The organism is Chromobacterium sp. IIBBL 290-4 (assembly GCF_024207115.1).
In the GTDB taxonomy this organism is placed as follows: Bacteria; Pseudomonadota; Gammaproteobacteria; order Burkholderiales; family Chromobacteriaceae; genus Chromobacterium.
This window is the reverse complement of the sequence record NZ_CP100128.1, coordinates 4,600,801-4,613,760: the sequence shown is the minus strand read 5'-3', so window position 1 is coordinate 4,613,760 and position 12,960 is coordinate 4,600,801. Positions and strand designations below refer to the sequence as shown.

At 59.9% G+C, this 12,960-nt stretch carries 12 protein-coding genes; all 12 read left to right on the top strand.

Annotation, left to right across the window (positions count from 1 at the left end; all coding sequences use genetic code 11):
- Positions 1 to 7 precede the first annotated feature (7 nt).
- The 12 genes from pilN (at position 8) to NKT35_RS21705 (ending at position 12,949) form a co-directional block, all read left to right on the top strand.
- Positions 8 to 1,609 (top strand): PilN family type IVB pilus formation outer membrane protein, encoded by a 1,602-nt coding sequence (pilN, locus tag NKT35_RS21760; protein WP_254297231.1) that lies wholly within the window; start codon positions 8 to 10, stop codon positions 1,607 to 1,609.
- 1 nt (position 1,610) lies between these two features.
- On the top strand, positions 1,611 to 2,894 hold the full coding sequence (locus NKT35_RS21755) for a type IV pilus inner membrane component PilO (RefSeq protein WP_254297230.1): 1,284 nt from the start codon (positions 1,611 to 1,613) through the stop codon (positions 2,892 to 2,894).
- Positions 2,884 to 3,279: a hypothetical protein gene (locus NKT35_RS21750; protein ID WP_254297229.1), complete on the top strand. Its 396-nt coding sequence runs from the start codon at positions 2,884 to 2,886 to the stop codon at positions 3,277 to 3,279. The genes NKT35_RS21755 and NKT35_RS21750 overlap by 11 nt, the downstream gene beginning before the upstream one ends.
- A gap of 150 nt (positions 3,280 to 3,429) precedes the next feature.
- Positions 3,430 to 5,043, top strand: coding sequence for a GspE/PulE family protein (locus NKT35_RS21745; RefSeq protein WP_254297228.1), 1,614 nt, complete (start codon positions 3,430 to 3,432; stop codon positions 5,041 to 5,043).
- Between the two features lie 13 nt (positions 5,044 to 5,056).
- Entirely contained in the window at positions 5,057 to 6,721 is a 1,665-nt protein-coding gene (locus NKT35_RS21740) for a hypothetical protein (protein ID WP_254297227.1), read from the top strand.
- A gap of 80 nt (positions 6,722 to 6,801) precedes the next feature.
- Positions 6,802 to 7,815: a type II secretion system F family protein gene (locus NKT35_RS21735; RefSeq protein WP_254297226.1), complete on the top strand. Its 1,014-nt coding sequence runs from the start codon at positions 6,802 to 6,804 to the stop codon at positions 7,813 to 7,815.
- A 69-nt stretch (positions 7,816 to 7,884) separates the two neighbouring features.
- Positions 7,885 to 8,457: a type 4 pilus major pilin gene (locus NKT35_RS21730; RefSeq protein WP_254297225.1), complete on the top strand. Its 573-nt coding sequence runs from the start codon at positions 7,885 to 7,887 to the stop codon at positions 8,455 to 8,457.
- Between the two features lie 48 nt (positions 8,458 to 8,505).
- Positions 8,506 to 9,456, top strand: a complete 951-nt coding sequence (locus NKT35_RS21725) for an ATPase, T2SS/T4P/T4SS family (RefSeq protein WP_254297224.1) — start codon at positions 8,506 to 8,508, stop codon at positions 9,454 to 9,456.
- Positions 9,456 to 10,850 (top strand): hypothetical protein, encoded by a 1,395-nt coding sequence (locus tag NKT35_RS21720; RefSeq protein ID WP_254297223.1) that lies wholly within the window; start codon positions 9,456 to 9,458, stop codon positions 10,848 to 10,850. Before NKT35_RS21725 ends, NKT35_RS21720 begins: the two co-directional genes overlap by 1 nt.
- A 160-nt stretch (positions 10,851 to 11,010) precedes the next feature.
- Positions 11,011 to 11,277 (top strand): hypothetical protein, encoded by a 267-nt coding sequence (locus NKT35_RS21715; protein ID WP_254297222.1) that lies wholly within the window; start codon positions 11,011 to 11,013, stop codon positions 11,275 to 11,277.
- Positions 11,278 to 11,605: 328 nt separating this feature from the next.
- Positions 11,606 to 12,046: a hypothetical protein gene (locus NKT35_RS21710; protein ID WP_254297221.1), complete on the top strand. Its 441-nt coding sequence runs from the start codon at positions 11,606 to 11,608 to the stop codon at positions 12,044 to 12,046.
- Positions 12,047 to 12,436: 390 nt separating this feature from the next.
- Entirely contained in the window at positions 12,437 to 12,949 is a 513-nt protein-coding gene (locus NKT35_RS21705; RefSeq protein ID WP_254297220.1) for a hypothetical protein, read from the top strand.
- Positions 12,950 to 12,960 lie beyond the last annotated feature (11 nt).

Here is a 12,960-nt window from a genome sequence, read left to right as displayed (position 1 = left end):
GTTCGTGATGAAGAAAACAGCGTTGCTGGCATGCGTCGCCGTGTTGCTTGGGGGCTGCGGCACGCCTGGCCTGCTGCAGAACACCGATGGAAGAATCGCTGAGGCGCAGCGGGACATGCGCGGGCTTGAGGCCGCGCAGCCCTTTTTGCCCCCGATGGTGGAGAAAAGCGCCGGCGCCTGGTTTACCCAGCGTTCCGTGGTGGTGGATGAGGTGGATGTCTTGCCGGTCCGTTTTGAGCGAGACGCGAGCTTTTCCACCGGCAAGGCCTTGCCCTTGTCTTTAATGGCGGAGCAGATCGCCAAGGAGCAGGGCATCGTGATCCGTCTGGCACCGGATATTTTCAATGTCGCCGCCGCCAAGCCGGGCAATGGCGCCATGCCTATCATGCCGACAACCGGTTTGTCTTCCCCGTATCCGCCTGTCGCGCCAGCGCCGCTCAGCAATGCGCTGGCGGATGAGCCGCGCGCGCAAGTCAATTATTCGGGCAGCTTGCGCGGTTTGCTGGATGCGGTGGCGAGCCGGACGAGCACGAACTGGAGCTATCGAAACGGCACGGTCGAGTTTTCTCGATTGATCACCAGAACCTTTCAGATAAAAACCATGCCCGGCGTGTCCAGCTATTCGGCCAAGGTAGGCAAGAGCTCGCAAAGCTCGACCGGCGGCAATGCGGGCGCCGGCGGCGCGGCGGTTTTGAATTTCGGCTCCGACTCGTCGGTCAGCATGAGCTCGGTGATGAAGTATTGGGATCGATTGGGCGATACGGTCAATAGCATGCTGTCCCCGCTAGGCAAGGCTGTGTCTTCGGAGATGACAAGCTCGATCACGGTCACGGATTCCGCCGAGGTCGTGGGGCGGGTGGCGCGTTACATCGATGGCGAGAACGCGGTTCTGGGTCGTCAGGTCAGCCTGTCCGTGCAAGTGTTTTCGGTTAGTTTGAATGAGAAATCGTCAGCCGGCATCGACTGGCGCTTGGTGTATCGGGCGGCGCAAAGCGGCTGGGGCAGCACGTTCACTCAGGCGGCCAAGGGCTCGACCGATGACGCCGTGTTCGGCGTGACCATGGATTCCGGACAGTTCAGCGGCTCCCGGATCTTGTTGCAGGCGTTGAGCAAGCAGGGTCGTGTCAGCACGGTGGTCAATACCAATGTCGTGACGCTGAATAATCAGCCCGCTCCGGTAGCGGTGACGCAAAACCAGGGGTATCTGGCGAGAATCACCGCAACGCCGGGAGTGGGCGGGTCCGCGCCCAGCGTAGGCATGGAGCCTGGCGTGATTTCCACCGGCTTTGTGATGAATCTGCTGCCGACTTTGCTGGACAACAGCAGCGTGATGCTGCAAGTCCAGATCGACCTGTCCGAGTTGAGGGACTTGCAGAAAGTCACATCCGGAGACAACTCCATTCAAACGCCGATCACGTCCTCGGTGCAGACCATGCAGCGCGCCTCGCTGAAGTCGGGGCAGACGCTGATTCTGAGCGGTTTCAGGCAAAGCAAGAGCCAGGCGGAGCGCAACGGGATCATCGCATACCAGGGCGGGACCAAGGCGGCCTCGCAATACGACGATGAAATCATTGTCGTGATCTCCCCGCAGTTGACCGAAGGGGTTTGAGATGGCCAAAGCGCTGAATGGAAATCTGGTTGTCGGGGTGCAGTGGGAGGCTTTGCTCGGACTGAGCAAAGTGGCCGACGAGGTCAGAGAGCTGGCCGCCAAGAGAGGGGCGCGGCAGTTCCTGGTATTGAAGAATGCCTTGGGTTCGCAGGTGGTGGGTTTGGCGGCCTTGCCGGCCAAGGCGCAGCGGCAGGGTTTATACGCCTTGGCCGGCTGGCTCCGAGAGATCACCGATGACCCGAACATCCTGTTTCTCCATCGAGACCCCGATGACGCCGCCAATGCGATTTTCATCGCGATTCATGACGGCAAGCCGATGCATGACCAAATCCTGCCGCAAGAGGAGGCGATCGAGTCCGCGCGCCGCTTCATGCAGGAAGTGGGCGTAGGCGTCACCGTTCTGGGCGACGAGACGGACATTCCCTTCTCGGTGACGCGGCGCATCGGCCTGGATGATATCGCGGAACTATTGAGCCAGGGCGGGCAAGAGGACTATCGCTTCCAGCCCGTGCCGCGCAATCCCTTGTTCGGCTTGGCCTTGGCCGCCGCCGTGCTCGCCGGTTTGGGCCTAGGCGCCAGGTGGTGGTTGCAGCAGCATGATCAGGAAATCCAGGCCAAGCTGGCAGAGGCGATCTCGACGCAACCGGACGAGGAGGCGCGCTACCGCGGGCAATTGCAGGCGGCATTGCAAGCGCCGGCGCTGCATTGCGGCAGCGCATACGCCAAGCGCATGCAGGCTGCCATTCAGCAGTTGCCCAGAAACGTTGGCGGATGGCGCATCAAGCAACTGTCGTGCAAGAGCGGCGCTTGCCTGGTGGGCTGGCTCCGAGGGGAGGGCGGCAGCTTCGCCACCTTGTCCGCAGTCCGGCCGGCGGCGCAGTTTCAGGATATGGACACAGCGGTGGAGCGGGTGGCGTTTGCGGATGGCGGCGGGGACAAAGCCGTTGCCCCTGTCGCCTCATCGCAGTTTTATCTTCAGACCGGCGTGCGGATGCAAGCCTTGGAGGACTACGGCAAGTCGTCGCCGGGGGGCGGCAAGGCGCTGGAGGCCGCCCTTGGCAAGACGGATCCCTTGATCCCATTGCCGCCGCAACTGAGAAACCGAGGCGCCAGTTTGCCCCAGGTGTCGAAAGGCGCGTGGGCGCTGAGCGGGCATCTGGCCTTCCTGGACTCCGTCGCGGGGCTGATGGGGCGTTCCGGGAATATGGCGCTTGATGAAATCACGGTGGTGTTGAGCGATGAATCTCCTTCTTTCGCGGCAAGGGGCACTTTTTATGTTCAATAAAGTGTTGGCCGGCTGTTTATTGCTGTCATCCGCCGCCCATGCGGAAACCATAGATGCTTTCGCCAAAAGCGCCATGCCCAAGCCCTTGCCCGCCATTCAGTCCTTGCCGCCTTTGCCCATGGCTTCCGCCGGCGGTCTGGCGCCGCCCTCTGGCGGAGGGGAGGCAGGACCGGAGTTCGATTTGCTGATCATCCAAAGCAATGGCCAAGCGCGCCGGGCGTATCTGCTGATACAAGGCAAATACGCCAAGACGGTGAAGGCGGGCGACAAGCTCAAGTCTTGGAAAGTCTCGGCAGTGGGCGAGGACTATGTCGACTTGATCAGCGGCGGAAAACGGAAGCGTTTACTGATGGATTCAGGCGCCGCTGCGGCGGAATCGCGTTGAAGCATGAGTTAGGGGGACCGATTAGTGAATTGGCTTTCTCAATTCGGAAGGCGCGGCGACGGGGCCCGGCCCGCTGTTTCCCCGGCCATGCCGGAGGCACGGCGAGCCGGGCCGTCAGGAGCGGAAGCGCTGGCCGCGCGCCGTCTCGCCATGTTGAAGACCGATGCCATACGCCAGCATGGCTGGCGCATCGAGAGCGACCTGCTGCTGCCCGGCTATGAAAACAGCGTGCTGGTTTTAGGCTCGGCCAAAACCAAGCAGTACATTTTGCTGATAGATGAGGCGAGTTATCCGCAATTGCGCCAGGGCGATTTGCTGCAACGCTTTGACTCCGGCATCCGGGCCCGGGCGCGGCTGAGCTGTTTCGGCGTATTTGTCGGGGCCATGGATGAGATTCTGCTGGTTCAGTCTCAGCTGCAGCAACAAGCCGGCGAGGGCGACGCGCGCGCCGGCGACGCCAGAAACGGCGGCGCGCGCAACTTCGACATGGTGCTGGAAAAAGCGATTGAGCTGAAAGCGACCGACATCCATTTTGAATTCCGCGATGGCGCGCAGGTCCGGGTGCGCTACCGGATCCACGGGAAATTGAGGGACAGCGATCCGAAAGAGCGCTTGCTCAATGACTTCAACGCGATGATGGACGCGGTGTCCACCGCGTATAACTCGCGGGCCGACTCCAGCAGCCGCAGCCACAATCACTTTGATGAAAACCGGCATCAGAGTTGCTCGATCAGTTTGAACGCCCAGGGACGGAATTATCAATTGCGCTTCCAAAGCGTGAAGGAAAACCGCGGCGTGGATGTCATTTTGCGGGTGTTGCTCAATGAGGCGGTGGAGAAGGACATCCTCAGCCTGCAGGAGCTGGGCTACTCGGAGGATCAGGTGGAAGTGCTGGAAGACGCGGTGTACCGGTCGCCTGGCTTGACCATCATCGCAGGAGAGACGGGCTCGGGCAAAACCACCACCTTGCGCACCCTGATGACCTATGAGCGCGACTCCGGCAAGAAATTCTTCTCTATCGAGGACCCCGTCGAGTATATCCAGCCGCATGTCACCCAAATTCCTATCCAGCGCAAAGCCGAGGACGGCAAGAAGGAAGGCAGCGAAACCCCTTTCGGCGCCGCGGCCAAGGTTTTGCTGCGAGGCGATCCCGACAAAGTGATGGGAGGCGAAATACGCGACGCGGAAACGGGAGCCTTCGCCAAGGCGATGACCCAGACCGGCCACCAGGTTCTGTCCACCGTGCATGCGTCAAGCGGTTTTGGCGTATTGGCGCGGCTGTCCGAGAACGAGATCGGCATCCCCGTCCATTCGCTGGCCTCGCCGGATTTTCTGACCGTCCTGGTCTACCAGAAGCTGTTGCCCGTGCTGTGCCCCGATTGCAGCCGGATGGCGGTGGAGGTTTTGTCGGACGACTACTTGATGGTCATCGCATCGTTGGGGATTGATATCGGCGAAGTCCGGGTGGAGGGCGAGGGCTGTCCGCAATGCCGCTACCTGGGAACGGCGGGGCAGACCGTGGTGGCGGAAGTCTGCGAGATATCGGAGGAAATGCTGCCGATGATACGCGAAGGCCGTTTCTGGGAGGCGGAGCGATACTGGCGTGCCAAGAGCAACGGCAAGCTTTATGACCAGGCCATGCTGGGGAAAACCGCGATGGAGCACGCCATTTACAAAATGTCTCTCGGCTTGCTGGACCCGAGAGACGTCGAGTCCGCTTTTCGCAAGCTGAAAAAATATCGTCCCCTGAGTTTGGCGGATTAGAAGAGGAATAAGCATGAACAGCGAACAGCTGTATTTCGATGGCGCGTGGGGAAACTATTCCGCGGCAGACGGGGTGTTGGCCGATGCGGATGGAGGCCTGCGCGGCGTGGTCGCGCCGTCAGAGTCCAAGATCGACAAGCGCGCCGAGGCATTGAGCGAAGAGCGCTTGGCCTGGCTGCAGCGAGTGACGCGCGAGGTGCGGGGGGAAAGCTCGGGCGCGGAAGAAACTTTCGACATGGGCTACCGGGAAGCGATCGCGCCTTTCGCCGACGGCGGCGGCAAGCGTCCGCATCAAGACGAGATGGCCGCGCCGCTTTGGGCTCGCCAGGCGGCGGCGAGAGGCATGCTGGGAGAGGACGCGCGGCAGGTCTTCCGCAATCTGGATGTCCTGGGTCTCCTCGATGCGGATTATTACGCCTCCCACGCAGCCCAGTTATGGCCGGTTGAAACGCATTGCCAGCCATTTGCGGAGCTGGCGGCGCTGTCGTTGGATGCCAGGCGCCGCCTGGCTGAGCCGCTGAGAGGATGCGGCTCGCTGGGGCGGCATGGCTATTTCTGCTTGTCTGGCGAGGCGTCTGGGGTGGGCGCGCTGGTGGTGGCCGATGGCGAGAGGCATGCGGCCATGCCGGAGGTGGCGGACATCAAGAGCCGAATGGAGGCCTCCGGCCAGGCGTGTCGGGTGCTGACGCTGGCTGCCTACGCGTATCGCTGGGCTGTCAGGCGTTTTCTCTGGGAAGAGATTCTTGCAGAGCAGGACATCGACTACGCTTTCCGCGTAGCCGACGCGACTCAGGCTTATGCCGCGCCGATGGCGGATGGCGGCAGGCTGCTGTTGCTGGAATCCGCGCATGGTTTGGAAGCGGTGGCCACGCTGGCGCCTGAGCGCGCGGCGGGCTTCATGGAGTCGAAGGGAGGGGCGGCGGCGCGGGATGCCGCCGCCATCTGGACGGCGTCGGTCGGCGGCGCGGCATGGCCTAAGGGCAAGCCTGCGCCGCTTGGCGCCTTCGGCATGGAGGATGCCGATGAGGTGTCGCGGGTGATGAAGGAATTGCGCCGGTCGGGCGCGATTGTATTCGTTTCCGGAGAAATGGCCTTGCCGATGGCGCATGCCTTGATCGGCGAGGCGTGGAAGCGAGGCATCGCGGTGTCGGAGCATGCTGTTGACGGCTTGCCTCAGTTATTGATATCGCCGGGGCCGGCCACGCTGCAGGCCATCACGCGTCCGGTTCTGGCTGTCTATCCCGACAAGCGGGCATCCATCGAAACGATGCTGATGTTGCTGCTGTCGGCGCGGACGGGCTGGGCGAAGGGGCGGCTTGTGTTCGGCGTAGGCACGGCAAGGGCCGCCATGCTTTGCCCGCGCTGTTCGGAAGCCGTGGACGGCGAGCTGGCGGCCGCGGCCATGGCCGATGCAGGCGCCCATGGTCGTGGGGCGGACTGGAGCAAGGCCCGCACGCGCAATGTCAAGACGCCATGCTGCGGCAGCGGCTATGCCGGCGAAGCATGGTATGGCGAAGTCTGGGATGGCCGCCTGTTGCAGAAAGAATTGGATGCCGCCATGGCCGACGAGTTGGCCGACCAGGGCGTGCGGCCGGACCAGCGGATACGCGCGCGGCTGCTGCGGGACATCGCAGAGGGCAGGGTGGATTATCTGGCGGCGGGAGGGGCGGCATGTTGAACGGCTGGAGGGCTCTGGGCCGGGCAGCAGCAGGCTCGGACCCCGCCTATGCCGGGCTGGCCCGGGCCAAAAGAAAATTCATGAAGTCGCGCTCGAAATTCTATGGCGATTTGGCGGATTCCATCGAAGATGGGGCGAATCCCTACGAGCTCTTTTCGCGCAAGTTCGCCCTGGCGCGAGAGCGGGGCAATCCCATTGCGCCGCTGTTCGCTTTTTGGCGGCAGCGGGCGGCCTCGATGAATCTGCGCGACACCTGGGAGGGCACCATCCCCGCCGATGATTTGATGGTGATCGGCTCCGGCGAGCGCGGCGATCTGCCAGAGGCGCTGCGTTTTTTGGCCAAGGTGGTGACCATCCGCGAAAAGAATGCCAAGGCGATCCAGCTGGCGGTGGCCTTGCCCATTTTCCTGCTGTTGCTGATGACGGGCGTGCAGGTCGGCGTGGCGCTCGGCATGATGCCCATCATGGAGCAGATCATGCCGCCGGAGCGCTTTCCCATGGTCGGCAAGGTGCTTTACTACTTGTCGGCGGCGATCCGGGATTACTGGTATTTGATTTATGGGCTGCCTGCGGCCTTGACCTGCGCTTATTTCTGGTCTTTGCCGCGCTGGAGCGGGCCTTTGCGCAGCCGGCTGGATCGCCGCCTGCCTTATTCGCTATACCGCGATTTGAAGGCCAGCGAGTTCCTGGTTTCGCTGGCGGCCCTGTCGCAAGCCAATACCGGCGTGTTCGAAGCGGTGCAGTTGCTCGAGCGGGGCGCCACGCCGTGGATGCGCGGCCATTTGGCGCGGATCCGGGTTTCCCTTACCGCCAACCGCAGCTTGCTCAAGGCGATGGATACCGGCTTGTTTTCCGAGGACATTTTTGACCGGATCGCGGAGTACTCCGAGCGCAGCAATTTCGAAGACGGCATCCGCAAAATCGGCTTGACCACCATAGAAGAGATCTCGGTGAAAATCGCGGAGCGCTCGGCCATCATCCGCAATTTGCTGGTGGTGATGGTGGGTGGCTTCATTTTGCTGACCATCGCCGGGATGATGATGACGGCGCTGGAGGCGGGCAACCAGATTCAGCAGATGACGACCGGAGGGTGAAATCAGTTTGATTCTGAGGATTATTTGTTTGTTTAAGTAGTAACTTTATTTAACTTTATGGAGTGCAAGATGCGTACTTTCCCTATTCAGCCGCAGGCTGCGCCGCGCGGTTCCCTCAAGGATCAAGCCGGCGTCGACTTGATTCAGTTGTCGGTCGCCGTCGGCATCATCGCTTTCATTCTGGCGGTGGGCTTTCTGGTGGTGCCGACCGTGATGACCAATATCAAGGTCAATTCCGAGACTTCGGATATCCAGCAATCGGTTTCCAATGCCTTGAGGGTGTACGGCAGCGGGGCGGATGTCAGCTCTCTTAAGAACGAGGTGGCGGTCAATCTCAAGCTATCGCCGGCGGACCGGGTGGTGGGCAGCGACAAGATTTTGAATCGCTTCGGCGGCGATGTGTCATGGGGGGCTGCCGATGTGTATGGCTCTAAAGACGGGATAGAAATCGTCTCCAAGGGCTATTCGAAAGAGGCCTGCGCCAAGCTGGTGCCCAATGTGCAGTCGCTGTTCGCCAAAATCTCGGTCGGCGCCGAGGTAGTGAAGGACATGTCTAGCGGCAAGCCGCTGGATGTCGCCGCGCTGGGCACGCAATGCAATAAGACCGAGAAAGTCGATCTGACGCTGGACTTTTCCAAGTGAGACGCGATGCCTCGCCTGTAAGGCGGGGCCGCTTCGGAAGAAATCATAATGAAGAGTCAAGAGATTATTAGCGATGTGCAGCTGCATGTCCGCGACTGGCAATCCAGCGTGCTGTTTCCCGGCCAGGTCCAGCCTGGCGAGGCGCACAAGGGTTTTCTGTTCAAGTTGACGGAGGCCGTGCTGGCGGGCCAGCAAGAGGTAGGCCAGCGCTCCGGCTTCACCGTTACGGCGGCGGGCATGCGCTGGCGGGTGCAGCGCATGCAAGCTTATCGCTATGCCTGCCGGCTGGTGATGAACCGCGCGCCCAAGCTGCCTGAGCTGCGCTTGCTGGATTGCCACGTCAGCATGATGCTGTCCGATGAGCTGAAAAAGAGCGGGGGGCTGGTGCTGTTCTCCGGTTTGACCGGCTCCGGCAAGACCACCACTTTGAATGCCATGCTGGTGTCCCGGCTGGAGAAGTTCGGCGGTTTCGCCCAGACGGTGGAGGATCCGGTGGAAATCGTCATCGAAGGCTGGCATGGCGAGGGCTATTGCACGCAGATCGATGTGATGGATAGCGCCATGGGTGGCGAAGTCCAGTTCGACCGGCGCTTCGCGGAGGCGATCACCACTTCTTTGCGCTCCTTTCCCGCCCGCGACCGCTCCATGCTGATGATAGGCGAGGTGCGCGACGCGCACAGCGCCGCCGAGCTGCTGCGCATCGCTGTCGATGGCCATCTGGTGCTATCGACCATCCACTCCCGCGATATCCCCTCGGCCCTCAGGCGGCTGGCGTCTCTGGCGCGGGCCGGCGGAGAAACCCAGGCCGATCAGTTTGTCGCGGACTCGCTGCGCATGGTGTTCCATCAGCGTTTGGATGCCGGCGTGCCGCAGATGACTTCCTTGGACACGCGCGAGCGCAAGGATTTGTATCAATTTCTGTGCAAAGGCGAATACGCCAGGCTGGAGGGTGAGGTGGATCTGCAGCGGCGCAGGAATATCCAGATCAGGAGCATGTGATGCGCCGGAAGCAGAAAGGTGAATTGCTGGTGACCTTGGCGATCGCGGTGGCGCTGATCGGCATGTGTCTGGCCTATCTTGGCGTGCGGCAGGTCAATGAGTGGCGGGTGGCGCGCGGCCAGATACTGGGCGGCGCGCTGGCGGAACTGGGCAAGGGGGTGAACAGCTATGTCGTCCGCTTTCATCCTCAAATCGCCGACGCCTGGATCAATCATCCGGGAGCCGCGCAGCCTTTGATCGTGGATGGGGCGAGTTTGGCGGCGGACGTCACCCATCCCACCGCGGCGGAAATCGCCAGGATCGCCGGCTTGAGCGGTTTCGGCGACAAGCCGCCGGTGCCTGGCGGCAGCTATCGGATTGCCTTGTCGCCTGCGGGCGGGTCATGCCTGGTGATGGACACCTGCAATGTCAATGCCTTGACCTATGTCGATAAGCCATTGCTGCTGCCCTACCCATCGGTCGCCGACAATGTGGACTATGTCGCCGCGGCCGCGGCCGCGCAAATCATAGGCCAGAATGGCGGCGTGGCTTTGCTGCCTGATAAGAGCAAATTGCAATTTCCGGACGGCCCGCCCGCCAGCATGAGCATGAAACTGGACAATCCTGTGGCGAACCAGGGCGGAATCGTCGCGGTGCGGGGCGGCTATTTGCGCTCGGATCTTGATATGTTTCTCCGGCGCGACGGTTCTCGTCCGATGACGGGAAATTTGAACATGGACCGTTTCGACATCAAAGGCAGCGGCGCATTGCGGATGGGGGATGTTTTCTCGACCAATGGGGTCAACGCCGGCAATGATGTCCATGCGGGGAGGGATTTGACCGTCGACCGCTCCGCAAGCATCGCGGGAAGCGCGGATGTTCAGGGGGGGCTCAAGGTTGGAGACCGCATATCCGCAGGGGAGTATGTCCAGTTGAGCGGCGTGCGCGAGGGTGATCCTTGCCAATCCAATGGCTTGATCGCCATGAGGGCGGGCGAAGGCACGGTGCTGTCCTGCGTGGGAGGAAGGTGGGGGCAGCCTGGCTTCAGCGAAACCTCGACGGAGTCCGGCGCGGTGGAGGCATGCGGCTTTAATGTGGATAAGCGGACCGATTCGCAAGTTTCAGTCGCTTATTGCAAACCGGGCTTCAGGCTTTTGTCCGGCGGTTACTACGTGACGCGTTGGCCTAACTTCCTGGTTCCAGGCCAGCCTGAGCGGAATTACAAGGACTTCACCTTCGCGCCAGAAGAGAGCGCGCCCTTGAGCTTCTATGATGTCCCGCGGCCCAGTTCTGATCAAAACAAATCGCGCCAGGAAGAGCATCCCATCGACTTGTCTGTCAAGGAAGGCTGGTATATCTGGACAGGGGCGGCGGAAAACGGCTGTTGGAAAGCCGTAGCGACATGCGTGCGATGATCCTGGCGCCGCAATGATCCAAGCCAGGGCAGGAAGCGCTGAATATATCGCGCAGCCGGGAGCAGGTGGCTTCGGCTGCGCGGGTCATGCGGGGGTTTCGTTAGCCTCCCCGCCTCAGCGTGTATGACTGTTTGAACGAAACCTCCCTCTAGTTGGGCGCTTGGCCAAGCAAGGCCGTTTGCGGCGCCGTTTTCTTCCCCTTCCCCCTCGACTCCACCCTGATGATGAGCGCGAACAGCTCATCAGCCATGAGTTTTTTTTAATGACAATGACTTGCAGGCCGAATGGTTTGCGTGTTTTTTATATCGCTAATAATTATTTGCTTATTCCAAATAATTTTATTGTCGATGGCGTGGATTATGCGCATCACGGGTTTTTGGCGGCTGTTTGGTTTATTTTAAATAATAAAATATTTTATTTTAAATAATTTAATTAATAAAAGTCGGGTTGGAATGTTTTGAAAGAAGGGTGGTGTGTTCGCATTGCTACGATGATACGGCTGGATCCTGCTGGTTTTACCTATAAGCCTAGTAATAAATGCCGGTTTGCTAATCATGTCACTTCCTGAAGAAGTATTGGGTTTTGCCTGTGGATTATTGAGCGTTTTTTAATAAAAAGTTGTGTTAAAGTATGTATCTTAATAAATTATTAAATGAGCAATGAGTTGACGACGGCATTGGCTTCAGGATTGGGGTGGGAAATATCATGCTGTTTGATAGTCATTTTTCCGTGATGACGGGCGGCAAGTTCCAATCATGGGCGATTTTGATGGCGAGGATGACGGTTGGCGTTTGGAGCGCGCCAAGCGGGGTGCAGCCGGGATGTCGATCCTAGAGTTGTTGCTGAAGCTACCCCTGGATAGGGTCGGAAGGGTGAAAAGGTTTGGTATGAGGAAAATACAAGCGGTGCTGAAGGACATTGCGCAAAAAACCCTGCTGCTGACTTGTTTGATTGATGAGGCGATGGCGGTTGGCGTGTTGACCCGCGAGGATGCCGGTGAGCTTGGACGCAGGATCTGTATCAAGGAATATTTGATTCAAAGCCTGGAAACGGCGATTTGCTGGTCGGCGCAGGATGGGCAGGATTCTGCGATGGAGGAGGAGCTGCAAGGACTGGTGGGCAGCGCCTTTGAGTTCATTCGTTGGGTGGAGCGAATGTCTGAATGGCTGCAATTCAATATTTATCGAGCGTTATAGTCTGGCTTTCTTGCTCGGCTGCTTCAGTGTTTTGGGCTCAAGGGAGGCCGGGGAGGTCTGCGGTTTGGGGCGGAAAGCCCAGACTACATCAATTTAGTATGAAAATGAACTGTATTTATTTGCACTAATTTGCGTAGACTCAAGTTCGCCGGGTTCCGGACTTGACTATCGAGGAGGTCGGGAGTGTGTGACTGTGCATTGATCCGTGAAGCGGGCTGGTCATTTTGCCCAGGCGTGGCTTGTCCATGCCGGGGCAAGTCTGCTCTGCGTGAAAATGAATTTTTTAAGCCTTGTGGTACACTCTAGTAGTAATGAAACTAAAAGAAACTGTAACCGCCTGGCGGTGCCTGGGAGCTTAGGTTACTCAAGTAAACTGAGTGAGGGAATGAAATGTATGATGACGGGCGCGTATTTTTGGTGGCTGGTTATTGGACAAAGTTGAAGAAGGCATTCGCGTCAGCCTCGATTTATGTGATAGCCGAGACGGCGGCGGTCGCTTCCAGCTTGGCGAAGCGTTGCATGCCTCAGTTTCAGCCTGCTGGCACAATGAGCCTGACTGAAGTGCGACGTTATGTCGCCTATATGAACCGAATCGCATCCGGCGAGGAGGCGTGTCTGATGCAGGAAGGGGGCGCTCCGCGGGCGGGGGGCGCGGTGCCGGCTTCGCAGGTTTTTGTCGTGGTGGGTTTTTCCAAAACGCACTCCCCGGACCGCGATCCCATCGTTGCATTTGTGGTGGCCAATAGCGATGTGGAGGCCGCGATGCTGCAGCGGGCGGCCATGCCCAGCCTGTCGGTTTCCGCCGCGACCAGCTTGCCTCAGCTCATCGCGTTGCAATCCCGCATGGAGCGTGTCGCGAAGGGGGAGGTTCCTGCCCTCAAAGAGCAGGGTGTCATTCGGTGATGAGCGTATCT